The 23492-nt window shown below is 58.7% G+C and carries 22 protein-coding genes and 1 pseudogene; 12 read left to right on the forward strand and 11 right to left on the reverse strand.

All coding sequences use genetic code 11. The annotated features are described in order from the left end of the window. Positions 1–32: 32 nt before the first annotated feature. Both pyk and J5W70_RS02365 read left to right on the forward strand, forming a co-directional pair. Positions 33–1454 carry a pyruvate kinase gene (pyk, locus tag J5W70_RS02360; RefSeq protein ID WP_022396515.1) on the forward strand — a complete coding sequence of 474 codons (1422 nt, stop codon included), beginning with the start codon at positions 33–35 and terminating at the stop codon, positions 1452–1454. Beyond that, positions 1451–1969, forward strand: coding sequence for a GNAT family N-acetyltransferase (locus J5W70_RS02365; protein ID WP_022396514.1), 519 nt, complete (start codon positions 1451–1453; stop codon positions 1967–1969). Before pyk ends, J5W70_RS02365 begins: the two co-directional genes overlap by 4 nt. Here the strand turns inward: J5W70_RS02365 and J5W70_RS02370 are convergent. Beyond that, entirely contained in the window at positions 1957–2667 is a 711-nt protein-coding gene (locus J5W70_RS02370; RefSeq protein WP_146021154.1) for a hypothetical protein, read from the reverse strand. The genes J5W70_RS02365 and J5W70_RS02370 overlap by 13 nt on opposite strands. A gap of 34 nt (positions 2668–2701) precedes the next feature. Between J5W70_RS02370 and J5W70_RS02375 the strand changes: the two genes are divergently transcribed. Beyond that, on the forward strand, positions 2702–3028 hold the full coding sequence (locus J5W70_RS02375; protein ID WP_215442440.1) for a hypothetical protein: 327 nt from the start codon (positions 2702–2704) through the stop codon (positions 3026–3028). Between the two features lie 110 nt (positions 3029–3138). Here J5W70_RS02375 and J5W70_RS02380 read toward each other — a convergent pair whose 3' ends face one another. The 6 genes and pseudogenes from J5W70_RS02380 to queG form a co-directional block, all read right to left on the reverse strand. Further along, entirely contained in the window at positions 3139–4065 is a 927-nt protein-coding gene (locus tag J5W70_RS02380) for a hypothetical protein (RefSeq protein ID WP_022396512.1), read from the reverse strand. Positions 4066–4189: 124 nt separating this feature from the next. Beyond that, the gene (locus J5W70_RS02385; protein WP_022396511.1) at positions 4190–4957 is read right to left on the reverse strand and encodes an HAD family hydrolase; all 768 of its coding nucleotides are present in this window, start codon (positions 4955–4957) and stop codon (positions 4190–4192) included. Positions 4958–5085: 128 nt separating this feature from the next. Continuing rightward, a complete protein-coding gene (rpsD, locus tag J5W70_RS02390; protein ID WP_022396510.1) occupies positions 5086–5697 on the reverse strand; it encodes a 30S ribosomal protein S4 in 612 nt (203 codons plus the stop codon). Positions 5698–5729: 32 nt separating this feature from the next. Further along, a pseudogene (gene rpsK, locus J5W70_RS02395) lies at positions 5730–6129 on the reverse strand (30S ribosomal protein S11). A 187-nt stretch (positions 6130–6316) separates the two neighbouring features. Then, a complete protein-coding gene (gene rpsM, locus J5W70_RS02400; RefSeq protein ID WP_022396508.1) occupies positions 6317–6694 on the reverse strand; it encodes a 30S ribosomal protein S13 in 378 nt (125 codons plus the stop codon). Between the two features lie 118 nt (positions 6695–6812). Continuing rightward, complete coding sequence (gene queG, locus J5W70_RS02405) at positions 6813–7922, reverse strand: tRNA epoxyqueuosine(34) reductase QueG (RefSeq protein ID WP_215832903.1); 1110 nt, start codon at positions 7920–7922, stop codon at positions 6813–6815. Positions 7923–8069: 147 nt separating this feature from the next. Here queG and J5W70_RS02410 point away from each other — a divergent pair, with 147 nt between their 5' ends. Genes J5W70_RS02410 through dprA form a run of 3 tightly spaced genes read left to right on the forward strand, consistent with a single transcriptional unit; the run spans position 8070 to position 11133 of the window. Further along, entirely contained in the window at positions 8070–8900 is an 831-nt protein-coding gene (locus tag J5W70_RS02410; protein WP_215840673.1) for a mitochondrial fission ELM1 family protein, read from the forward strand. Then, the gene (locus J5W70_RS02415) at positions 8897–10009 is read left to right on the forward strand and encodes a glycosyltransferase (RefSeq protein ID WP_102722664.1); all 1113 of its coding nucleotides are present in this window, start codon (positions 8897–8899) and stop codon (positions 10007–10009) included. The genes J5W70_RS02410 and J5W70_RS02415 overlap by 4 nt, the downstream gene beginning before the upstream one ends. After that, the gene (dprA, locus tag J5W70_RS02420; RefSeq protein WP_022396503.1) at positions 10006–11133 is read left to right on the forward strand and encodes a DNA-processing protein DprA; all 1128 of its coding nucleotides are present in this window, start codon (positions 10006–10008) and stop codon (positions 11131–11133) included. Before J5W70_RS02415 ends, dprA begins: the two co-directional genes overlap by 4 nt. Before the next feature lie 99 nt (positions 11134–11232). On the opposite strand, the gene J5W70_RS02425 is transcribed toward dprA, so the two are convergent. After that, positions 11233–11847: a hypothetical protein gene (locus J5W70_RS02425; protein WP_022396502.1), complete on the reverse strand. Its 615-nt coding sequence runs from the start codon at positions 11845–11847 to the stop codon at positions 11233–11235. A gap of 567 nt (positions 11848–12414) precedes the next feature. On the opposite strand from J5W70_RS02425, the gene J5W70_RS02430 reads away from it, so the two are divergent. The 5 genes from J5W70_RS02430 (at position 12415) to gcvP (ending at position 19074) form a co-directional block, all read left to right on the forward strand. Then, positions 12415–13338, forward strand: coding sequence for a D-alanyl-D-alanine carboxypeptidase family protein (locus J5W70_RS02430; protein WP_022396501.1), 924 nt, complete (start codon positions 12415–12417; stop codon positions 13336–13338). Between the two features lie 58 nt (positions 13339–13396). Further along, entirely contained in the window at positions 13397–14518 is a 1122-nt protein-coding gene (ychF, locus tag J5W70_RS02435; protein ID WP_022396500.1) for a redox-regulated ATPase YchF, read from the forward strand. Positions 14519–14593: 75 nt separating this feature from the next. Next, on the forward strand, positions 14594–15679 hold the full coding sequence (gene gcvT, locus J5W70_RS02440) for a glycine cleavage system aminomethyltransferase GcvT (protein WP_102726640.1): 1086 nt from the start codon (positions 14594–14596) through the stop codon (positions 15677–15679). A gap of 70 nt (positions 15680–15749) precedes the next feature. After that, a complete protein-coding gene (gene gcvH, locus J5W70_RS02445) occupies positions 15750–16130 on the forward strand; it encodes a glycine cleavage system protein GcvH (RefSeq protein WP_012419500.1) in 381 nt (126 codons plus the stop codon). Positions 16131–16227: 97 nt separating this feature from the next. After that, the gene (gcvP, locus tag J5W70_RS02450) at positions 16228–19074 is read left to right on the forward strand and encodes an aminomethyl-transferring glycine dehydrogenase (RefSeq protein WP_022396498.1); all 2847 of its coding nucleotides are present in this window, start codon (positions 16228–16230) and stop codon (positions 19072–19074) included. A 137-nt stretch (positions 19075–19211) separates the two neighbouring features. Here the strand turns inward: gcvP and J5W70_RS02455 are convergent, their stop codons facing one another. The 3 genes from J5W70_RS02455 to J5W70_RS02465 all read right to left on the reverse strand — a co-directional run bounded on the left by J5W70_RS02455 (position 19212) and on the right by J5W70_RS02465 (position 22834). Then, entirely contained in the window at positions 19212–19943 is a 732-nt protein-coding gene (locus J5W70_RS02455) for an alpha/beta hydrolase (protein WP_343123154.1), read from the reverse strand. 92 nt (positions 19944–20035) lie between these two features. After that, positions 20036–20665, reverse strand: coding sequence for a DUF805 domain-containing protein (locus J5W70_RS02460; protein ID WP_022396496.1), 630 nt, complete (start codon positions 20663–20665; stop codon positions 20036–20038). A 9-nt stretch (positions 20666–20674) separates the two neighbouring features. Further along, positions 20675–22834 carry a sulfatase-like hydrolase/transferase gene (locus J5W70_RS02465; RefSeq protein WP_022396495.1) on the reverse strand — a complete coding sequence of 720 codons (2160 nt, stop codon included), beginning with the start codon at positions 22832–22834 and terminating at the stop codon, positions 20675–20677. Positions 22835–23219: 385 nt separating this feature from the next. Between J5W70_RS02465 and J5W70_RS02470 the strand changes: the two genes are divergently transcribed. Next, positions 23220–23426: a hypothetical protein gene (locus J5W70_RS02470; protein WP_022396494.1), complete on the forward strand. Its 207-nt coding sequence runs from the start codon at positions 23220–23222 to the stop codon at positions 23424–23426. The last annotated feature ends 66 nt before the right edge of the window (positions 23427–23492 follow it).

Raw genomic sequence — 23492 nt, forward strand, 5'->3', positions numbered from 1 at the left:
CGTAGGATACAGTATGGGCACTGACAAAGACCATGAGCACACCTTCCCGGCCCCGCGCCACCAAAATCATCTGCACCATTGGACCAGCAACAGACACTTCCGACATGCTGGGCCAGCTTATTGAAGCCGGAGCCAACGTTTTCCGGCTCAACATGAGCCACTCCAAACACGACTGGGTCCGGGAAGTCGTCTTCCGCATCCGCCGGAAAGCCGCGGAGCTGCAGGCGAACATAGCCATTCTCTTTGACCTCCAGGGGCCGTCCATCCGCACCGGGGACCTGCCCGAACCCTACCATCTGAAAAAAGGGGACACGCTGGAAATCCGCCTGAGCACGGCCAAGCCGGAACTCCCCTTCTCCACCACGGTGAACTATGACGGGCTCCTGCAGGACGTCCAGGTAGGCCATACGATGGTGGTGGACAACGGAGGCATTCTCATGCGCATTGAGGAAGTGCGCCCGGACAGGCTCATCTGCAAGGTGCTCACGGAAGGAGTATTCGGCTCCCGCCGCCACATCAACCTCCCCGGCGTGGCGCTGCGGCTCCCCGCCCTGACGGAAAAAGACCTGGCGGACCTGGCCGTAGCCGTGGAATGCGAGACGGACTACGTAGCCATGTCCTTCGTCCGGGACGCCGCCCACATCGCCCAGCTCCGGGAGCATATCGACAACCTTGGAGGAAGGGCCCAGATTGTCGCCAAAATCGAGGACCAGCAGGCCATCCGCCACATTGACGACATCATCCTGGCCGCAGACGTCATCATGGTCGCGCGCGGCGATCTGGGCATTGAAGTCAGCATTGAGGAACTTCCCATCATCCAGCGCCGCATTATTCGCCACTGCCACAGGCTGGGGCGCCGCTGCATCGTCGCCACGCACATGCTGGAATCCATGATCACGCAGCCCACCCCCACCCGTGCGGAAGTCACGGACGTTTCCAACGCCATCTTTGAACAGGCGGACGCCGTCATGCTCTCCGGAGAAACCTCCGTAGGCCATTATCCCGTGCGCTGCGTGGAGGTCCTGGACTCCATCGCGCACCGCATGGAACGCTCCGGCAACCTTAACTTTGCCGCCTCCGCCATCCTGAACGGAGACAGGCAGAAGGCCACCAAGGCAGCCATCTCCCTGGCGGACTCCGTGGAAAACGCCTGCATGGTCATCTTCACCCGCCGCGGCTTGGCCGCCACGCAGGCAGCCGTCCTCAGGCCGGAACGGGCCCCCATCTTCGCCTTCAGCAATGACCCCGTTGTCGTCCGGCAGCTCGCGCTGGCACGCGACGTGACCGCCTTTGAATCCCCCTTCCTGAAAGACCCGGCCCGCATGATCTCCACCGCTCTGAACCTGCTGAAGGAAAAAGGGCTTATCACCTCCGGCCAGCCCGTCGTCATCCAGGGGGACAGCCTGCAAGGGGAACTGCTGGCGGACTCCATCATCTTCATGCGCGCGGAATGATGGCCCCTGCCTTCCATGTGGCGCAGGAAACAGCCGTGTGGCCTCCGCCCCCTCCCCTCAGGGAACTTCTGCTGGATGCCGATCCGGACGAACGGCAGGTAGCGGACCATCTGGCCCACGGCGAACTTTACGTCGCACGGAGCCGCGGAGCTGCCGCCGGAGCTATCGTCATCCGGCAAACGGGGGAAGACACATGGGAAATCATGAACTGTTCCGTAGCCCCTGAATACAGAAGGCACGGTTGCGGAACCGCTCTGGTGCTGCACGCCCTGCACATCATCAGGAACAAGGGAGCAAGATATGCGGAACTGGGAACGTGCGATGCCTCCCCGGGCCCAATGGCCCTGTATGAAAGCTGTGGCTTCCGGATTTCAGGCGTCGTCAAAAACCACTTTACGGACAACTACCCGGAACCCGTCTGGGACAACGGCGTGCAGTGCATTGACATGATCCGCATGCGTGCGGACCTCTTCCCGCAGGAGGGGGAAACACCTCCAACTGGTCAGAAGCTATAAACCAGGCTGACGCCCGTCACCCAGCTATTGCCCTTCACCAGCGTTCTCCCATACACCCGGTTCACTCCGTGGGCTCCCTTGCCGAGCCAGTGCAGCCCCACAAACGGCTCCACAAAAATATTCCCGAACAAACGGTAATTCGCCGTCACCCTGACGTACAGGGACTGCCAACCGTTGCTGCCGGAAGGCCAGTAGGAGGAACTCAGCACCGCGCCGAACTTGAAACCCATGTAAAGGTTTTCCGTCATCCGGAAATCCGACCCGGTGCACATGTCAAACCACCAGCCCGTAATGCCGTAAAAGGAATAAGCGGCGCTTCCCTGCGCATAAAAACCGGGCAGGAAGCCCAGATCATGGCGCAGAATCAGCGCCGTTTCATACGTTGTCCCACCGTTGCCGAACAAATGTTCGGAGGCAAACCCCGCCAAACCGCCGTCATTCGCACGGAAGGATAATGCGGCGTAAGTGGCCTTCCCGAACTTCCTTTGAAGCCCAAGATCAGCCATTGTCTCATTCTCCAAGTCAACCGCCGGATGCCCCAGGAAAATTTCCTCCTTCAACGCCAGAATCAGGGAATACCGGTCATTCAGGTCGCTTCTCCAGTCCAGACGCAAGGGGGCCGTGGGATTACAGCCGCCGGGAATCAGGCCGCGGAATTCGTAATTCGTGGAATAGCCCGCCTTCAAGCTGCCGCTCACGGGTCTCAGAGGCGGATCGGAAGGAACATCCGGAATGCGTGACTCCGCCAGGGAAATTGAAATGGAAACGGCCAGAACCGCCCCAAGAGCAGAAAAAAAGGAAAAACTCATAAACTTGGAACTCCTGTTCCGCGGCATTCTGAATAAAAATACTGCCTCTGGCAACAAGCAAAAAAGGAGCGGAGCAATTCTCCTTTACCCCGGAAAGTCAATTCCTCCGCAAGCCGCTCATCCTGCAAGGAATAAAAAAATCCGCCCTGCCGCTGCCCCAAATTTTCCAGCCAGTGCAACAGCAGCCATATCCGTGACGGCTTTTCCTAAGCCATCACCGGCCGGAACAGGAACAATGGCCGGATCTTAGTCCCCGCCTTAATCGGCAATTTCTCCTTCCTCCATCCGGAACATGAAAGAAAAAGAGCGGCGGATTGCTCCGCCGCTCTTGAAACATGATTCAATCGTAAGCCGGACGGCTTAGAAGGAATAGACGAGGTTGGCGCCAGCCACCACGCCGAAGTTCTTGTAAGGCTTGGAACCTGCGTCCACGCCCTTGTTAGCCTTCAAGGCGCCGTTGCCGGCCCAGTTGAAGCTGACGAAGGGAACCACGGCCAGATTCTTCACGCCCAGCTTGACAGGCAGTTCAGCCTTCACCCACCAAGCTTGCGCGCCGTTGGACATGAAAGCGGACTTGCTGTCGAAGTAGCCGGCAGTGGCAGACATGCCGCCCGTGATCACGATGTCCGTGGCGGGGCAGATGGAAGCCTTCCAGCCCACATACGGCTGGAACCACCATCCGGTCATTCCCTGGAAGCCATAGCTAGTGGTCACACCGGCGAACCAGTTGCTGCACAGGTCATAGTTCAGGTTCAGATAGAATTCCTGAGCCACGGAGTGGGCATGACGCTGGCCAACGACGCCGTTTGCAAGGAGGTTGCTGTAATCATACTTGGCAAAGTTGCCGAGCAGACCGCCATGAATCAGATTCCAGCCGAGGGTGGTGGACAGGTTCTTCAGCAAACCGTCCTGGTTCTTCCAGCCAAGGTTGAAATTGGTTTCATTGTGGAAAGCAATATCTTTCATGCCAAGCAGCTCGTGACCGGAGGTCAGGGAGGTGTAGGAAGCGGCACCCACAATGGAGTTGGCGTCGCTCAGCTTGTAATTCAGATTTACACCGGCAGGGATAACGCTATCCCCTCCCACCAAGGCGTGGGAAGCCACGATGCCGCGGCTGGTGTAATTGGAGGCATAACCGGCGTAGATATCGCCGGACAGCGGGCTGACAGTCGCCACGGGAGTGGGAACCGGAGTCGGAGCAACAATCTTGACGGGAGTGCCCGCAAGAGCAGCGCCGGCAAAGGATGCCACAGCTGCCGCAACACTGATGATGTTCTTGGTTTGCATGACTATTACTTGGTTAGGGTATTAATTGTTGATTTGCTAACAAGGAAAGAAAAGTATCTTTTCCCCCTTGTTAAGGAAAGTGAAACATTTCCGTCACAAATGTAAAGCCTTTTCTCCCCCACAGTTAGCTAATCATTGATTTTCTAACATTTATATTTACCATCCCCATGACAAAAAGAGCAATCTTCCAGATCTTGCCAAGCTTTCCTCTCCATGGCCGGGCAGGATACAGGCATTCCGCCCCGGCCAGGCGTTCGTCTTCCTTCAGGGAAGGAGAAGGATTCACCAGGACCCTTTGTCCGCAGGAAAGCAGCATGGGCATATCCGCGCCACTGTCGCTGTAGGCGGCGGCGTTATCCAGAACGCCGTGCTCCGGCAGCACCTTCCGCTCGCGCAGGCGCTCCACCTTTATCTGTCCCTTGTTGTTGCCGTTCGGCAATTCCGGCATCGCCGGCATGCGGCCGTCCAGAAGCACGTCCGTTCCCAGAACGCCGTTAAATCCCAGCAGCTCACCCAGAGGTTCCGCGTAAAAGGTTGGGGAGGCGGAAACCATGAGGCACAGATCCCCCTTCTTCCGGTGTTCCTCCAGCCGTTCCTTCAGTTCCGGATAAATCCATTCCTGTGCCAGAGAGCCGAATTTCCTTCCATACTCCCGCACCGTTTCTGCGGGGAGTCCCCACAAATAAATGAGATAGGCCCTCTTCATCCGGTTTTCATCCCATATCCTCAGAACATAAAGAGGAATGCAGGCCAGGAAAAGAAGCACCAGCAGGCGCCGCCATGGATGGAGCCTCAGCACGAAACAGGAAAAAACGTATTGCGTATCCCAGGGCAGCAATGTTCCGTCCATATCAAAAAGGGCCACTCCCCTTTCGCTCAAATCATCCGTCATACCCCCATCCTATACTCTCAACTCTCAACTCTCAACTCTCAACTCTCCATCCTCTTCCCTTAAACGCCCAAAACCCCGGCCGCCAAAAGGCAACCGGGGTTTTGAAGCAAATCCAGAAGGAAATAAGATTAACGGGAGTAGAATTCCACGATGAGCTGCTCATTGACGATGGGAGCAATCTCTTCCTTGGAAGGTACGCGAGCAATCTTGCCCGTGAGCTTGTCACGGTCGCATTCCAGCCAATCCGGAACCACAGTGGCCTGGGTCAGGTCAAGGAAACGGGTAGCCAGCTGCTGGGAGGAGGCCTTTCCACCGACGGCGATCACATCGCCAGGGCGGCAGGAGTAGGACGCAACGTTCGTCTTTTTGCCGTTCACGGTGATATGGCCGTGGGAAACGAGCTGACGGGCGCCGGCGCGGGTGTTGCTGAAACCGAGACGGTACACAACATTGTCCAGACGGAGTTCAAGGAGCTGAAGCAGGATGTCGCCGGTAATGCCGCGGCGGCGGGCGGCTTCTGCATAATACTTGCGGAACTGGCCTTCAAGCACACCGTATTGGAAACGCAGCTTCTGCTTTTCAGCAAGCATCACGCCGTAGTCGGACTTCTTCTTGCGGCCGGCGCGCATGCCATGCTGGCCGGGGGGGAAGGGGCGCTTTTCAAGAGCCTTGGTGGAACCGAAAAGAGCAACGCCAAAACGGCGGGACACTTTATCGCGGGGACCGGTATAACGAGCCATGATATATTTGATCTATAGGTAAAAGGATTCAATTAGACGCGGCGGGCCTTCGGGGGACGGCAGCCGTTGTGGGGAATGGGGGGTCACGTCCTTGATGGAGGTGATTTCAATACCGATCGTCTGCACGGCACGCACGGCGGATTCACGACCGGAACCCGGTCCCTTCACACGCACTTCCACTTCACGCAGACCGTGGCCCATGGCTTGGCGGCAGGCGTCCTGGCAAACCACCTGGCCGGCGTAAGCCGTGCTCTTGCGGGAGCCCTTGAAGCCCATCTTGCCGGCGGAGGACCAGCCGATCACGTTGCCGCGCTGGTCGGTGACGGTCACGACGGTGTTGTTGAACGTGGAGGAAACATGAACCACGCCGGAGGAAACGTTCTTGCTGCCCTTGGCCTTCAGGATTTTGGGCTTGTCATCATCGCCGCCCAGACCGAGTTCCGCAAAAATGTCCTTGCGGGGTTCGGGCTTTTTGACTTCTTCAGGAGCGGAAACAGCGGCGGCCGGAGTTTCAGCAGCGGGAGCGGGAGCTGCCGCTTCCACGGGCTTTTCGGCGGTTTCGTTGGTGATTTCTTCGCTAGCCATAGTAAAGCTATATAGTAAAATTCAGGTTGCCGGATTACTTCTTCTTGGCCTGCGCGCCAACGGTCTTCTTCTTGCCTTTACGGGTGCGGGCATTCGTGCGGGTACGCTGGCCACGGACCGGAAGGCCGCGGCGGTGGCGCTGACCGCGATAGCAGTTGATGGAGGTCAGACGCTTGAGAATGGATTGCTTTTCACGACGAAGGTCACCTTCAATCAGGATTCCGTCAGTGGTGATCACTTGAACAATCTTCGTGAGTTGTTCGTCGGTAAGCTGTCCCGTACGGATGTCGGGATTGATGCCTGCTTGTTCCAGGATTCTCTTAGAAGTCGAGTGCCCGATTCCGTAAATATACGGAAGGGAAGCCTCGATGCGCTTCTCGTTGGGTATTTCTGTACCGAAAAGGCGTGCCATAATGGATTGGATTTGCTAGCTGTTATTTTTCTCTGCCTCGCGCAGAGCTATTGCTTGGGGCAAGATGGATACCATAAATTGAGGTTTTGACAAGAGCAAAACGTCATTTTTTCTATTTTTAATCTCTTGCGCCGCTTGAACATGCATGCCGCCCGTGGCGGCGCAGGATGCGTTCCACCGCCCAGGAAGCATGCTCCGCCACGAGGGGGGACTCCCCGGAAAGCGCCTTCAGAAAATCAATGTCATCCGGAGTTCCCGCATTCCCCAGCACAATGCAGCCGTTGCGCAGCAGCCCCTCCCTCTTGATTCTTTTCAGGGGGGAATTCCGAAACAGGTCCGCAAAGACGCCGGCATCCAGGGCAAGCAGATCGCGCAGCGGAATGGAGGCCAGCAGGCGGGACATGCGGAACCGCTCATCCGCCTCCGGCAGGGGCTTCCCGTTCCAGGGGCAGACCGTCACGCAGGTGTCGCACCCGTACAGCCGTGTCCCTACCAGGGGGCGTATTTCCTCCGGAATGGATCCCCGGTGTTCAATCGTCCAGTAGGAAAGGCAGCGTCCGGCATCCACCTGGCCGTTTTCCATGATTGCGCCCGTCGGGCACAGGTCCGCACAGCGCCGGCAGCTTCCGCACCCGTGGGAGACCGGAGCGTCCGGCTCCAGCTCCAGTGTGGTCAGCAGGGTGGCGATGAAAAAGCGCGAGCCTCCCTTCCTGCGAACGATCAGGCCGCTTCTTCCGCGCCATCCCAGGCCGCACGCTTCCGCGTGGTCCCGTTCCATGACGGGTCCGGCGTCCACATATCCCTTTTGCTCGCCGCCGTAAATGGAAAGCAGTTCCTGCAAATCCGCCAGCTTCTCTTCCAGAATTCCGTGGTAGTCCCTTCCGTGGGCGTAAAGGCAGATGCTTCCCTCCCCCTCCGGACGCATGGCGGGGCTGTCATAGTCATAGGACAGGCAGATGACGGAACGGCAGCCGGAAAGCACCTCCGCAGGGTCCGCCCTCCGCTCCGGAGAACGCGCCATCCATTCCATCCCGGCGTGCCAGCCCCGTTCCAGCCATTGGAACAATTTTTCCGCATGCGGGCTCCTTCCCGCACGGGCCACCCGGCAGCCGGAAAACCCAAGCTGCCGGGACACGGCGCACAGGGAATCTTTAATAACAGCGGGATCCGGCGTCAGCACGCCCGCATCATGGACAAGAGCGCCCCTTCCACCAAGAATTTTCTTCAATCCGGTGGAAATTGGATTGCCTGCACCCTGCCGCCGCTTCATAATAGACCTATATGAACATCCGGATTCTGAGCGATGGGAAACAGGGCCATCTCAACCAGTCCCTGGGACTGGCGCAGGCTCTGATTGCCAAAGCAGGGGGGGGCCGTGGAAACGGTGGACCTGCAGGGACTTTCCCTTCTGGGGAAAATCCGGAAGGTCGTCTCCGGCAGCGACACGCCGCAGCCAGACCTGTTCATCTCCGCCGGACACGCCACGCACATCCCGCTCATCTGCGCCCGCCATCATTTCAAGACCCGGGCTGTCCTCTGCATGAAGCCCACGCTTCCCTGCACCTTTTTTGACCTCTGCCTCATTCCCCGCCATGACTTGCGCCCCGGGCGCGACTATACGGATACGGGCATCTTTCCCACCCATGGAGCGCTTCACCCCATGAGGCCTGATCCCTCCATCCCGAAGGACATCACCCTGATCCTCATCGGAGGTCCCAGCAAGGATTTTGACTGGGATGACGAAGCCATGCTCAACCAGCTCTCGGACATCAGCATCAACACCCCCGGCAACATCGTGCTGACCACCTCGCGCCGGACGCCGACGGGCTTTGCAGAGAAAATCCAGACGGCCGTTCCGGAGATCACCGTCGTTCCAGTGGAGGAAACGCAGCCGGGGTGGGTAGCGCGGCATCTGGCGCACGCCTCCGCCACCTGGGTCAGCCAGGACAGCGTCTCCATGGTATATGAAGCGCTGGGCGCGGGCGCGCCCGTAGGCGTCCTGGCTGTCCCCCGCCGCCACGGCAACCGTAAATCCCGCATCCTGTCCGGCCTGGAAATGCTGGAAAAGGAAGGCTTGGTCACCGGATACCGGGACTGGAAAAAGCAGGGCTTCCGCCTGGCAGCGCCCGGAGCCCCCCTTCTGGAGGCGGACCGCGCCGCAGACTACATCCTCACCAGATTCTTTCCCCAACTCCACGCCTTATGAAAATAGTACATCTCGTCCCCTCCATGGAATCCGGAGGCGTGGAACAAGTCGTCATGGAACTGGGCAGCGGCCTTTCCGCCCGGGGCGTGGAAAACATCGTCGTCTCCGGCGGCGGACGCCTGATTCCCCGGCTGGAAAAGGAAGGCTCCCGCCACATCCTGATGCCGATCGGCAAAAAAAGCCTCGCCACCTTCTTCCGCATCGGCGCCCTCCGCGCCCTGCTCCAGGCCGTCAGGCCGGACATCCTGCATCTTCATTCCCGCGTTCCCGCCTGGGTAGGCTACCTGGCATGGAAAAAACTGCCGCCGGAAGACAGGCCCGGCCTCGTCACCAGCGTGCACGGCTTTTACTCCGTCAACCGGTACTCCGCCATCATGAGCCGGGGGGAACGGGTGATTGCCGTTTCCAACTGCATCCGGGACTACATCCTCACCCATTATCCGTCCACTCCCGAGGACCATATCAGAATCATCCCCAATGCCATTTCCCCGGACCAGCACCACCCGGACTACTCCCCTTCCCGGGAATGGCTCACGGGCTGGCATATGTCCTATCCCGAGCTCAAGGGAAAATTCACCCTGTGCCTGCCAGGCCGCATCACGCGCCTGAAAGGGCAGCTGGACCTGATTCCCATTGTAAGACAGCTTCTGGAACGGGGAATTCCGGCCCACGCCGTCATCGTGGGAGAGACCAAAAAGGGAAAGGAAGAATATAAAAACGAAGTCCTCCGGGAAATTGAGCGGGCCGGCGTCTCCCACGCCTTCACCTGGACCGGCCACCGCCAGGACCTGCGGGACATCATTTCCACCTGTTCCGTCACTCTTTCCCTGACCAAAAGCCCGGAGGCCTTCGGCAAATCAACCCTTGAGGCGCTCGCCCTGGGCAGACCCGTTGCCGGGTACGCCCACGGCGGAGTCAAGGAACAACTGGACGCCTTCCTGCCGGAAGGAAACATCGCCGTGGGGGACACCTCATCCATGGCTGCCCTGCTTTCCCGCTGGTACGCCCAGCCCCCTCCCCTGCCCCGTCACATACCCTCCCCTTACAAGATGGAGGATATGATTCAGGCCCATCTGGACGTTTACCAGGAACTGACCCCTTATTCATGACGCCCCGGGAAGCCGCCATAACCCTGAACCTGATACCGGGGCTGGGCCCTGTCAGGGTCATGCGCCTCATGCAGGTATTCGCCTCTCCGGAACTGGTTCTGGAAGCTCCGGCCTCCATGCTGATGGATATTCCCGGCATCGGGGCACAGCTGGCTCGCCACATCTCATCCTGGCGGAGCATCGTCAATCCGTACCGGGAGCTGGAACTGGCGGATAAGGCGGGGGCCACGGTCACCACGGTCTTTGACGCCTCCTATCCCGCTGCCCTGCGCGAGCTGACGGACGCGCCCATCGTCCTTTATTCCTGGGGATCCTGGACCGCGGGGGATTCCGAACGCTCCATCGCCGTCGTCGGTTCACGCATGGCCACCCACTACGGCAGGCTATGCGCCAGAACCGTCTCTCATGACCTGGCGGAGGCCGGGGTAACCGTCATTTCCGGACTGGCGCGCGGCGTGGATACGGAGGCCCATACGGGAGCCCTGGATGCGGGAGGACGCACCGTCGCCGTCATCGGAGCGGGCCTCAGCAAGCTGTATCCATGGGAAAACAGAAACCTGGCGCAGCGCATTGCGGACGGCCATGGAGCGGTAGTCTCCGAATTCCCGATGGAGCTGCCCCCCTCCCGCACCACCTTTCCCATGCGCAACCGCATCGTGAGCGGCTGGAGCCGCGCGACGCTGGTGGTGGAAGCCTCCGGACGCAGCGGAGCCCTGATCACGGCGCGGACGGCAGGGGAACAGGGACGGGAGGTCTTCTGCATTCCCGGCCCGGTTGACCGGCATTCCTCCGACGGCTGCCACGCCCTCATCCGGGACGGAGCCACGCTGGCCGCCGGAGCCTCCGACATCCTGCATGACATGAAATGGACCGCCCCGGAACAGGGCCTGCCCCTTTTTTCCCCATCCTCCCTTTCCGCCGCTGCACCTCCGCTGCCTCCCACTGCGGAGGAAAAGGAAATCCTCCATGCCGTCAGGATGGGCTTCAATACCATTGACACCCTCTGCGCCTCACTGGGGAAACCGGCATGCGCCATTACGCCGCTTCTGTCCAGAATGCAAATTGCAGGGCAAATCACGCCGGATGCAGGCGGATACTTTTCCATCAACCACAAGGGACACTAAACAGTTCTCCTCCCTTTCCGGAAATGTCTCAACAGCAGGCAGGGCGCCCCCGGACGGCGACAGCCCGCGTCAGCCCGGTTAAAGGAACAGAAAAAGCTCCTACTGCTTAACCTCCTTGCGCACGGCATCAATCCAGGCGGAAATCGTCTCCGCCTGCTCCCACTTGACTGGGGCGGCCAGCTTCTTCTTGGACACGGGATCGGAAACTTCAAAAATCACTCCATATACAAACTTGATGTCGTCCGGGTTTCTTTTCTTCTGAAAGCGGCCTTCCTGCTGGGCCTTGAAATCTATCTTTTCATAGGACGCCAGGAAAAGCGCCAGCATCAAGCCGTCCTCTCCCTTGATCGGAGAAACGAGCGGCACCACCGGGCATTTCACCTCCTTGCCCCGGATAATGGTCTTGACCAGCCTCGGTTCCACCTTCTTCAAAATATCAAGCTTCTTTGAAATATTCTCCTTGGCAAATGCCTTTTCAAAAACGGCCAGGTTACTGTAATCGTTCTTGTCCCGGAAGGGAATCATTGCCTCCATGCTGTTCTCCCCGTCCAGCAGCTTCACTTCAACGCACGTTTCCTTCTGCTCCATGGACACGGAGGACTTGGCGCTGTCAGCGCATCTCTTGGTATCAAAAGAGGGCGTCTTGAACGGAAGAACTTCGGCGCAGGCCATGCAGGAGGCTACCAGTGACAAAAACAGGACGGAAACTTTCATGATGATTCAAATTTATGGTAAGGAACCATAATCGTCTATGCTCCGCAATGACTTTTTTCTTTGCTTCCGGGCTGCTTCCGGCAAAAAAAACTTTCTTCTCATGATGCAAAACAAATACCCTCAAACATCTAAAACAGCCGTCAAGCTACCTCCTAACAGTTATTATTCCAGAAATTAAATATGTCAACAAGGGAAGATCCCTCGCGCTTCAAGGCCTGCGGAAGAACTCTCATGCCTGCAACAGACAGTACATGCAGGGCCAAAACCCCATAACGTGTTTATATTAATGCAAACATAAAAACATGCAGAAATATTTCTTAAAAAATAACCGTTTACGGACATATTTTGAACATCTTTTTGCGGGATAAAGTCTCACCCTTCACAAGATCTATCCGACGGGTGGGAAAAGTAACTCAAAATCCGTCCAGGGTGGTTTTTGGTTCCATAGGTAGTTAATAGAGAGAAAAGGCCGCGGATCAAACAACCCGCGGCCTTTTTTTGTCCAACTCCCTTTCAAATGCGGAGTTTGGGCTTGATGAATGAAACTTCTTACTGTAGCAACAAGACATGCGTTTGTTCGCCCTTCTCGCAGGATTCACCCTTTGCCTGAGCTCCACGAGCTGCCAATCGTATGGGGATTCAAGTGATTACATCCCCCTGGCAACGCCTGTTCCCCCGCAGCTTTCCCAGCCGGTAGCCAACGCCCTTCCCCGCCCCGCCAACTTTCCCACGCGTCCGGTAGCCATTCCGCCGAGCGCCCCCCGCACGCCCCGATGTGCCAGCGCCTGCGTCATGGACGCCCTCACCGGAAAAGTGCTTTTCTCCCACAACGGACTCCAGCACCGCCAGGTAGCCAGCACGCAGAAACTCGTGACGGCCATGGTCGTCCTTGAACACGGCAGCCTGGACAGGAAGGTGGTTATCCAGCCTTCCGACACCAAGGCGGATCCCACCAAGCTGGGCTTCCGCGCCGGAGAAGTCTATTCCCGCCGGGAACTGCTCAATGCCCTGATGATCCGCAGCTTCAATGACGTAGCCGTGGCCCTGGCCCGCGACACGGCGGGGTCCGTTCCCCGTTTCGCCCAGTTGATGAACGCCAAGGCGCGCCAGATGGGCATGTACAACTCCCGCTTCGTCAACCCCAACGGTCTCCCCGCGGACCAGTACTCCACCGCCATTGACATGGCCCGCTGCGCCTATTACGTCTACCGCAATCCGGAACTGCGCAACATCATCTGCAAACGCCAGTACGCCTTCACCCGCGCCAACGGCAAGACGCTTCTGCTGAGAAACACCAACAAGCTGCTCACCCAGCACCCGTGGGTCACCGGCATGAAAACCGGCTACACGAACGCCGCCGGCCGCTGCCTGGTTTCCTCCGCCGGCTTCAACGGCCGCCATGTCATCGTCGTCGTTCTCGGCTGCCATCCGTCCCGCATCTGGGCGGAATCTGAAAACCTGCTCAAATGGGCCCTGGGTGACGCCGCATAAATGCACGGCGGCAATTGGTATTTGACTTTCACGGCGTGAGCCGCTATCAGTCCTGCCTATGTTACAGGCAGGTATTGTAGGTCTCCCCAACGTCGGCAAGTCCACCCTCTTCAACGCGGTCACCAGAACCCGCAAGGCCCAGGCGGCCAATTATCCCTTCTGCACCATTGATCCGAACGTGGGCATGGTCACGGTGCCGGACTCCCGCCTGCAAGTGCTTTCCGACATGTCCGGCTCTGAAAAAATCATCCCCACGCTCATTGAATTCGTGGACATTGCCGGCCTGGTCAAGGGCGCCTCGGAAGGAGCCGGACTGGGCAACCAGTTCCTGGCGAATATCCGTGAAGTGGACGCCATCGTGCAGGTGGTGCGCTGCTTTGACAATGACGACATCATCCACGAGCTTGGTTCCGTGGACCCCCTGCGCGACATTGAAATCATCAATTCGGAGCTCATTCTGGCGGACATCGCCACCATGGACAAAAGGCTTTCCTCCCGGGAGCGCAAGGCCCGCAGCGGAGACAAGGAAGCCAAGGCGGAGGTGGCCCTCATCACCAAGCTGCTGCCCCACCTGAATGAGGGCAATCCGGCCCTCACCTTTGAATCGCAACTGGATGACGACGAACGCAAGCTGCTCCATTCCTTCCAGCTCCTTTCGGACAAAAAAAGCATCTTTGCCTGCAACGTCAATGAAGACGAACTGGCGGACGCCATCAACAATCCGGACGCGCACCCCTACGTCTCCCAGGTGAAAAAATACGTGGCGGAACACCACAACGCGGAGGCAATTGTCATCTCCGCCCGGATTGAAGAAGAACTCATCGACGTTTCGGATGAAGAAGCCCGCGAATTCCTGGAATCCCTGGGCGTGCAGGATTCCGGCGTTTCCGACCTCATCCGCGCCGTGTACCACCTTCTGGGCCTGCGCACCTACCTCACCACCGGAGTCAAGGAAACGCGGGCCTGGACCATCCCGGCCGGGGCCAAGGCCCCCCAGGCGGCGGGCGTCATCCACACGGATTTTGAACGCGGCTTCATCGCTGCGGAAGTGGTGCATTACGACGACCTGGTATCCTGCGGCGGCAAGGCCGGAGCGCGGGAGCACGGCAAGCTGCGCATTGAAGGAAAGGAATATGTCGTCAAGGACGGAGACGTGGTCGAATTCCGCTTCAATGTTTAGCCCAAAGCTTTACCGGAATTCCATTGACTTTTCCTGATGCAGAGAGCAGATTGCTCATAACCTTCACATCGCCTCATGACTGATCCCGACGTCAAATCCACCCCTTTGGCAGCCAAGCACGTTGAACTGGGAGCCAGAATGGTTCCCTTCGCCGGCTGGAACATGCCGGTGCAGTACACCGGCATCCTGGACGAACACAAAGCCGTGCGCGAAGCCTGCGGCATCTTTGACATCTCCCACATGGGCCAGTTCACGGTGGCCGGCGCCGCAGCGGCTGCATGGCTGAACTCCATGCTGACCAATGACATCAATAAACTGGACATCGGCCAGGGGCAATACTCCATCATGCTCAATGACCGGGCCGGAGTCATTGATGACCTCATCCTGTACCGGATGGAGCCGGAAACCTTCTTCGTGGTGGTGAACGCCTCCAAGATTGACGAAGACTTCGCGTGGCTCTCCGCCCACAAGCCCGCGGACGTAGTCCTGGAAAACCATTCCGACGAATATGTGGGGCTGGCCGTCCAGGGCCCCAAATGCGGAGAAATCTTCGCCCGCGTCATTCCCGGCGTGGAGCTCCCCCCCCGCAACGGCATCTCCCGCATCACGGTGGACGGAACGGACCTCCTCGTCTGCCGCACCGGCTATACCGGGGAAGACGGCTTTGAATTCTTCTGTCCGGCCCGGGAAGGCGTCAAATGGTTTGAAGCCTTCCTTGACGCAGGCGCCAAGCCCTGCGGCCTGGGCGCGCGCGACAGCCTGCGCCTGGAAATGTGCTATCCTCTGAACGGTTCCGACCTCGCTCCGGACAAAACGCCTCTGGAAGCCGGGCTCGGCTTCTTCTGCGCGCTGGATACGGACTTCACCGGCGCCGACATTCTTCGTGAACAGAAAGCCAACGGCCTCACCCAGCGCCTGGTGGCTATTGAATACACCGGCAAGGGAGCTCCTCCCCGCGCCCACTATGCCGTTCACGTTCCCGGAGGAGAAGCCATCGGAGAACTTACCAGCGGCGTGCTCTCTCCTTCACTGATGAAGGGCATTGCCCTGGCCTACCTGCCTGTCGCCCATGCCAAGGTCGGCACCGAGCTGGAAATTGACGTAAGGGGAAGGAAATTCCCTGCCGTGGTAGTTAAAAAACCCTTTTATAAGAAAGGTTGACACTACGGCGCAAAAATAAACTGACAAACACTGCATTTTACTACACTCTCACCTCAAACAATTACATCTTATGCACGACGTACCAGAAAATCTGCTGTATTCCAAGGATCACGAATGGATTGAAATTGACGGGGACATCGGCACCATCGGCATCTCAGACCATGCACAGGCCGAACTCTCCGATGTAGTCTTTGTAGACCTTCCCGAAGTAGGCGCCACCGTTGCCGCCGGCGACCCCGTCGCCGTCGTGGAATCCGTCAAGGCCGCCAGTGACGTGTACACCCCGGTTTCCGGTGAAATCCTGGAAGTGAATGAAGAACTTTCCAATGATCCCTCCCTCATCAACTCCGATCCTTACGGAGCAGGCTGGCTGTACAAAATCCGCCTGGACGTTCCCACGGAAACGGAAGACATGATGAACGCCACGGACTACGAGGAATACTGTTCCTGACCCGTTCCTCCCTCCCCCGCCCCGGTGATTCCATCCCGGGGCATTTTGAATTTAACCCGGCCCCCGCGGCCGGGTTCCATTACCTGCCAGATACCACATGAATACCCACTCAGACTTTGCCAGACGGCACATCGGCCCCCAGGGGGAAGAACGCCGGGAGATGCTTGACAGCCTCGGCTACCAAACTCTTGATGAACTCATTGCGGACATCGTTCCCGCAGACATCCGGATGCAGGATCCCCTGGACCTGCCCGCAGCCAAATCGGAAACGGAAGCCCTGGAGGAACTCCGTTCCATCCTCCGGAAAAACAAGCTTCTGAAAACCTTCATCGGCCAGGGCTACTACGGCACCATCACGCCCTCCGTCATCCTGCGCAACGTACTGGAAAATCCCGGCTGGTATACGGCCTACACGCCCTATCAGCCGGAAATCGCCCAGGGACGCCTGGAAATGCTCATGAACTTCCAGACCATGGTCTCCTCCCTGACGGGCCTGCCGGTGGCGAACGCCTCCCTGCTGGATGAAGGCACCGCTGCCGCGGAAGCCGTCACCATGTGCCGGAACGCGCGCCCCAAGGCAAACACCTTCTTTGTGGCGGACACCTGCCACCCCCAGACCATCAGCGTCATCCGCACCCGCGCCGCCTTCCAGGGCGTTAACATCCTGGTGGGGGACTGGACCTCCTTTGACCCCGCCTCCGTTGGCGCGGACCTGGCCGGGGCACTCGTCCAGTATCCGGACACGCTCGGCCGCATCTGCGACTACATGGACTTCTTCTCCCGCGTGCATGCCACGGGCGCGCTCTGCGTCGTGGCGGCGGACCTGATGGCCCTCACCGTCATCCGGGAACCCGGCGCCTTCGGGGCTGACATCTGCATTGGCAACACGCAGCGTTTCGGCGTTCCGATGGGCTTCGGCGGCCCCCACGCCGCCTACATGTCCTGCACGGACGCCCTGAAGCGCCGCATGCCCGGCCGCCTCATCGGCATGTCCATAGACACCCAGGGCCGCCCGGCCTACCGCCTGGCCCTGCAAACGCGGGAACAGCACATCCGCCGCGACAAGGCCACCTCCAACATCTGCACCGCCCAGGTGCTGCTGGCCGTGCTGGCCGCTTTCTACGCCGTATACCACGGGCAGGAAGGCCTCAAGCGCATCGGCACGGAAATCCACCGGAAAACCAAAAGCCTGTACAAGGCGCTCACGAACGCCGGCATCACCATTGAAAACAAGGACTTCTTTGATACCCTGCTGCTGACCGTTCCCGGCCAGGCGGACGCCATGGTCCGGAAAGCCCTGGAAGCGGGTTACAACATCCGCAAGGTGGATGCCGGCCACGTCACCATTTCCCTGGATGAAACCGCTACCTGCGCAGACGTAGAGGCGCTGGCCTCCGCCCTTGCGGGCGCGGAAACCTCCGCCCCCTGCTGCTGCGAGACTCCCGCCTGGGCCCCAGTCCATACGCGCCAGACGCCCTTCTGCACGGAAACGGCCTTCAACTCCTACCATTCCGAAACGGAAATGATGCGCTACATCCGCCGTCTGGAATCACGGGACCTGGCCCTGAACGAAGCCATGATCCCTCTGGGCTCCTGCACGATGAAGCTGAACGCCGCTTCCGAGATGATCCCCATCACGTGGCCGGAAACCAGCTCCCTGCATCCCTTTGTTCCGGCGGACCAGTCGGAAGGCATCCGGGAAATGCTCTCCGTCCTGTCCGACCGCCTGGCGAAAATCACGGGCTTTGCCGCCGTCTCCCTCCAGCCCAACGCGGGCGCGGCGGGGGAATACGCCGGCCTGCTGGCCATCCGCCGCTACCAGAAGCACGCCGGGGAAGGCCACCGCGACGTCTGCCTCATCCCGACCTCCGCCCATGGAACGAACCCCGCTTCCTCCGCCATGGCGGGCCTCAAGGTGGTGCCCGTCAAATGCGACGAAGGCGGCAACATCGACATGGAGGACCTGAAAGCCCAGGCGGAAACCCACCGGGACAACCTCTCCTGCATCATGGTCACCTACCCCTCCACGCACGGGGTGTATGAACAGACCATCAGGGAACTCTGCGACATCGTCCACGCCAACGGCGGCCAGGTGTACATGGACGGCGCCAACATGAACGCCCAGGTGGGGCTGACCTGCCCCGGCTGCATCGGCGCGGACGTCTGCCACCTGAACCTGCATAAAACCTTCGCGATGCCGCACGGCGGCGGCGGTCCCGGCATCGGGCCCATCGGCGTGGCGGAACACCTCGTTCCCTTCCTGCCCGGCCACCTCACGCTGGGCCATGAGGAAGGAGCTGTGGCCTCCGCAGCATGGGGAAGCGCCTCCATTGCCGCCATCTGCTGGATGTACCTGTCCATGATGGGACCGGAAGGCCTCAAGGAAGCCACGGAAATGGCTATCCTGAACGCCAACTACATCGCTAAAAAACTCGGCCCCCTCTTCCCGGTCCTCTACTCCGGCAACAAGGGGCTGGTGGCCCATGAATGCATCCTGGATCCGCGCCAGCTTACCCATGACGCCGGCCTCACCGTGGATGACATCGCCAAGCGGCTCATGGACTACGGCTTCCACGGCCCCACCATGTCCTTCCCTGTTCCGGGAACCCTGATGGTGGAACCCACGGAATCGGAACCCAAGGAGGAACTGGACCGCTTCATCGAAGCCATGGAACGCATTCATGCGGAAATCACGGCCGTCATCAACGGCACGGCGGACAAGGAAGACAACGTCCTGAAAAACTCCCCCCATACCGCGGAAATGGTCTCCGCCGACGAATGGCGGCACCCCTACTCCCGCAGTGAGGCGGCCTATCCGGTAGCTGGCCTGCGCATCCATAAATTCTGGCCGTACGTGGGCCGGGTGGACAACGTCTACGGGGACCGGAACCTGGTCTGCACCTGTGACACGGTGGAGGAATTCTCCAAAGCCGTGGAAGCGTAACGCCAAATATAACTTTCAACCTGGAAGGGGCTGTTCCATTCATTGGGGACAGCCCTTTCTATTTCCGCAGAACAAGACCGCTCCTTCGAGGAAAATCTCTTCCCTGCGCATCGCGCCACCAACGGGCAACCCGGACCTCACTTGATAAACTCAAGTACAAACCGATTGACCAGCTCGTGCTGTTTCTCCGTTCCGCCCCCTCCCATGCCGCTATGCGTAACTCCCTCCAGCTTCACCACCCTCATATGAAACTCCTCCTGCTCCTTTATACCGGGCAGCACTCTCTCGTCCGCCTCATAATCACATCCCCTCAAGGTATACAGCCGCGGTTTCCGGATTCTCGGCATCTTCATCCTGCGGTGATCCAGGGAAATGGCCTTATCGACCAAAAGGGGATGCCTGGCCGCAAAAAGCATGACCATGTCCCCTCCGTTTGAGTGCCCTATGAGAATAAGCTTTCCCCAATCCAATCCCGGTTTCAGCTTCCTGAACTCCTGAATGGCAAACAGGATATTTTCCACTCCCCTTTCCCAATTCGGCATGCGGGCCTCCATCAAATTCCCTTCCATTGCCAGAAGCGGATCCTGAGGCAATTCATGCTGTACGCTGATCACATAATACCCCTTTCCTGCAAGAAAACGGTTCAAATAGGAATATGTCTGGCTGGATTTGACGTTCCTGTTTCCGTCATAGCCATGATTGAAAATGATTACCTTTGTCTCGGAGCTTTCCCTCTCCGGCTGATAAACGGTTACCGGAACCACTCTGTTCCTGCCGCCATCAAAAAGGCCAATGGTGAATTCCATCTGGGAGAAGCCATGGGCAGCGCTTTGAACCAGAACAACCAGTATAACAAAAAACCTGTTCATTTTCAATGCCGCAATCATGCAGAAATTCCCTTAACCGGACGTTCCATCCCGGCCTGTTCTCCTTCAATGCGTCCAGCTTCCGGCTTCATTCTTCAACTCCAGGGCGGATCACCGTACTTGTTCTCTCCCGGCAGGCTCTCCCCATAACACAAATACAGCAACAGCAGCCAGCCCACTACGGGCACGGCCAGCCATATCAGGAAAAGGCCGCTTTTCCCCACATCATGCAGGCGCCGCACCATCGTAGCCGCCAGGGGGAGAAACAACACGGGAAGCACCACATAAGCCAGGGGAAAAAGCAGCTCCAACAGGGGGGACACGGAAAAAAAACCGCTTTTCATGATGGACGGAACCCCTGCCACGACCAGCCACGCGATGCCCATGGTGGAATAAACCTCGCGCATCTCCTGTTTTCTGGCACGTCCTTCAAAACTGCACCATCCCTTAATGATGCGCGTCCAATACTTCTTCCGCGTCCAGGCGGGAATGGCGGGCTCTCCCCCGGTTTCGGGCTCCGGCATGGCTGATTCCTCCATATCGGCATCCATGACGGTCATGGAGGGAATGAAGGAAGACAGCGGCTGCCAGCCCCCGTCGGGAAGCTTCCTCACCAGGGTACGGTTGGACAGCCGCCCATGGTTGCGAGCCTGAATCAGAAGCACCAGGGAGACGGGTCCCTTGGAGGAACCGTCAATCGCCTGGTACTCGTAAAGGTCGCTCATCGGAGGTTCTTATTCGGCCCCGCCATCATGGCTGAACGCAAACGCGGGAATCTCCTGCTTGGACAAGCCGGGGCCTTCCCACTTCAAGACCAGCTTGGAGGCGGGACCGGCATTGCCCACATAGCCGATGCGGATGGGATGCAACCCGGCCTTTAAATAAACAGGATTCTTCCGGTCGCCCAAATCGGAGGAAACTTCGGCTCCCGGTTCGTAAGTCTTATCCGCGTCAATCAACTCCATGCCGTGCAGGCGGACAAAGGCCTTGCTCCCCTTGTTCGCGTCCGTGGACAGGTAAAACGTATACTCCCCGTCAGCGGGCACCTTCACAAACCCCGTCAATTCCACCCCGCGCTTCCGGGGACCGTTCATCTTGACGGACGGCGACGGAGCCACGCCGTGCGCGGCAGCCTGCTTCTTGAGCTGACGGAAATCCGGAACCCAGGGGAACTCCCCTTCATAGAGGGACCACTTCAAGCCGGGGGAGGCAGCCCCTTTTGTCTCCACTGCCGGGACCAGCGCCGTATCAAACACCGTCTTGGAAGGAAGGGAGGCACGCCGGTTGGACAGGGCAGCGGCCTTCATGCGGGCCTGAAGCTCCGGCTTGGAGGAAGCAAGGTCCTTGCTTTCCTGCGGATCATTCAGGGTATCGAAAATCATGAAATCCTTGTCCGCGTCCTTCACCCCCATGCGCAGGCCTTTCAGGCCGTCCACAAAGACGATCTGCTGCTGGCCCCGTTCCGCTCCCTTGTGTTCGCCCAGGAAATCCTTGTAGCCGGGCGTCTTGCCGCCGACGTTATATTCGGAATAAATAATGCCGGGCTTCTGCTGGTCCGCATGGCCTGTCAGCGTCGGCAGCAGGGAAACGCCGTCGCTGCGGGCGGGAACCGGCACTCCGGCGGCATCCGCCAGCGTAGCCAGCCAGTCATGGAACTGTCCGGGCTGGAGGCTGATCTGGCCCTTGGGAATGCGGGCGGGCCAGCGTACCAGCGTGGGAACGCGCATTCCGCCTTCCCAGCAGTCGCGCTTGATGCCGTCCATCATGCCGTAACTCTTGAAAAACTGCGGATTCTGCGCCCCATGCCTGTGCTTGGGGTCGGCGCCGCCTTCATTGTGGGGGCCATTGTCGGAGGTAAAGACAATCATCGTATCGTTGTCGATCTTCAAATCCTTCAGCAGATGAATCAAATCCGCCACGGCATCATCCACGCGGCGGATCATCGTGGAATGCCGTTTGGCCACCTCATTCGGGAAGCGGGCATTGTCCGGATAAATGTACGTGTCCTTGTCTTTTTCCGCCTTGGCGTCAAAAGCCGTATTTACGGATTCCGTGCCGTTCTTCTTCACCCACTGCAGGCCGCCCTTCAAACCGCCGCCGGAAGGATAGGGCGTTCCGGGAACCACCAGGTTGCCGTGAGGGGCCGGAAAAGCCAGGTACAGGAAAAACGGCTTGCCGGTCTTGCGGGCGGACTTGCGCTGGTCCACAATCCATTGCTTGGCGCGGGCGGCAAACAAATCCGTGGAATAGGCGGTCTGGGGAACCTTGTCCTTGATATTCTTCCATTCGGGATTGGAGGCGTAACCGTTGTACTCGAAAATGTCGCGGGATTCGGAAGGATAATGGAAATGCCCGGCCAGATGGTCCAGGATGCCGTAAAAATAATTGAAGCCGCGCTGGTGGGGGCCGCCCGTCACCGGACCATGGCTTTCACCGCCGCCGCCCACGCCCCATTTGCCGATGGCGGCGGTATCATAACCGGCGTCACGCATCACGGTGCCCAGCGTATGGGAATCTTCAATGGGATGGTCAAAGCGGTTGTTCCTCACCACGCGGGAATTCCCCTGGTGCACCCCCAGCAGCAGGGAGGCGCGCGCCGGAGCGCAGACCGGAGCGGCGGAATAATGCCGGCGCAGTTGAATCCCCTCCCGGGCCAGCGCGGACAAAGCCGGGGTCTTGAACTCGTTCTTCCTGTCCACCGTCCGCCCGTTCAGCTTCTGCTGGCTCCAGTTGGAATCCAGATCGCCCCAGCCCATATCGTCTACCAGAATAAAAATAACATTGGGTTTTGAATTCTTGACGGCCCGGGCGGCGGGCTTCGCAGCCTGCCCGGAAGCGCTCATGCACGGAACCAGGGCAGTCAGAAGAACGGATAGGAAAGATACCAGCTTCATGATTCAGATGAAAATAGACTGTAGGGAAACGTTAAAACAGAGCGCGATCTTACATGAATTCTCCCATCTCTCAAGATAATTAAACGGAAAGGGAATTGATGATTGCTGTATCAGACCTATAGTGAAAAAACTATGAAACTGCCCCATACTCTATTGATTGCATCCGCCCTTCTGCTTCCCTCCGGTACGCTCTGCGGGCTGGACGTGTGAATGGCTGACCTGGAAAAAGCCGCCGCACAAGCCGAAAAAGAGAATAAGGATCTGTTCATCGTTTACAGGGGGGGCGCCTGGAATCCGGAGGCATACGGCGTGCCGGAACGGCAGATCTTCCAAATCTGCATGGCAGGGCGCCATTTAAAAAAAAGAACTGTCTGCCGGACTGGAAATGCTGAAATCCGCCAGGGGCATGGCTCCATGGGGCAAACACGCCAACAAGGCCCACACCGATTTCCTGCGCATCCCAGGCAACCGGGATACGCTGAATAGGCTGTGGAAGCAGTACAAAAACGGCGCCGAGGAGGCGGGGACCGCCTACCGGAAAGGCATCCTCCTGAATCCGGACCCCGTGCCCATGGAACTGAAACTCCAGTAAAGCAGCCGCTCCCGTGGAAAAAACCGTTTCCGGAACGACGCAAGTAACGTGTCCGGAACCGCGGAA

It is taken from the genome of Akkermansia massiliensis (assembly GCF_018847375.1).
Lineage (GTDB): Bacteria > Verrucomicrobiota > Verrucomicrobiia > Verrucomicrobiales > Akkermansiaceae > Akkermansia > Akkermansia massiliensis.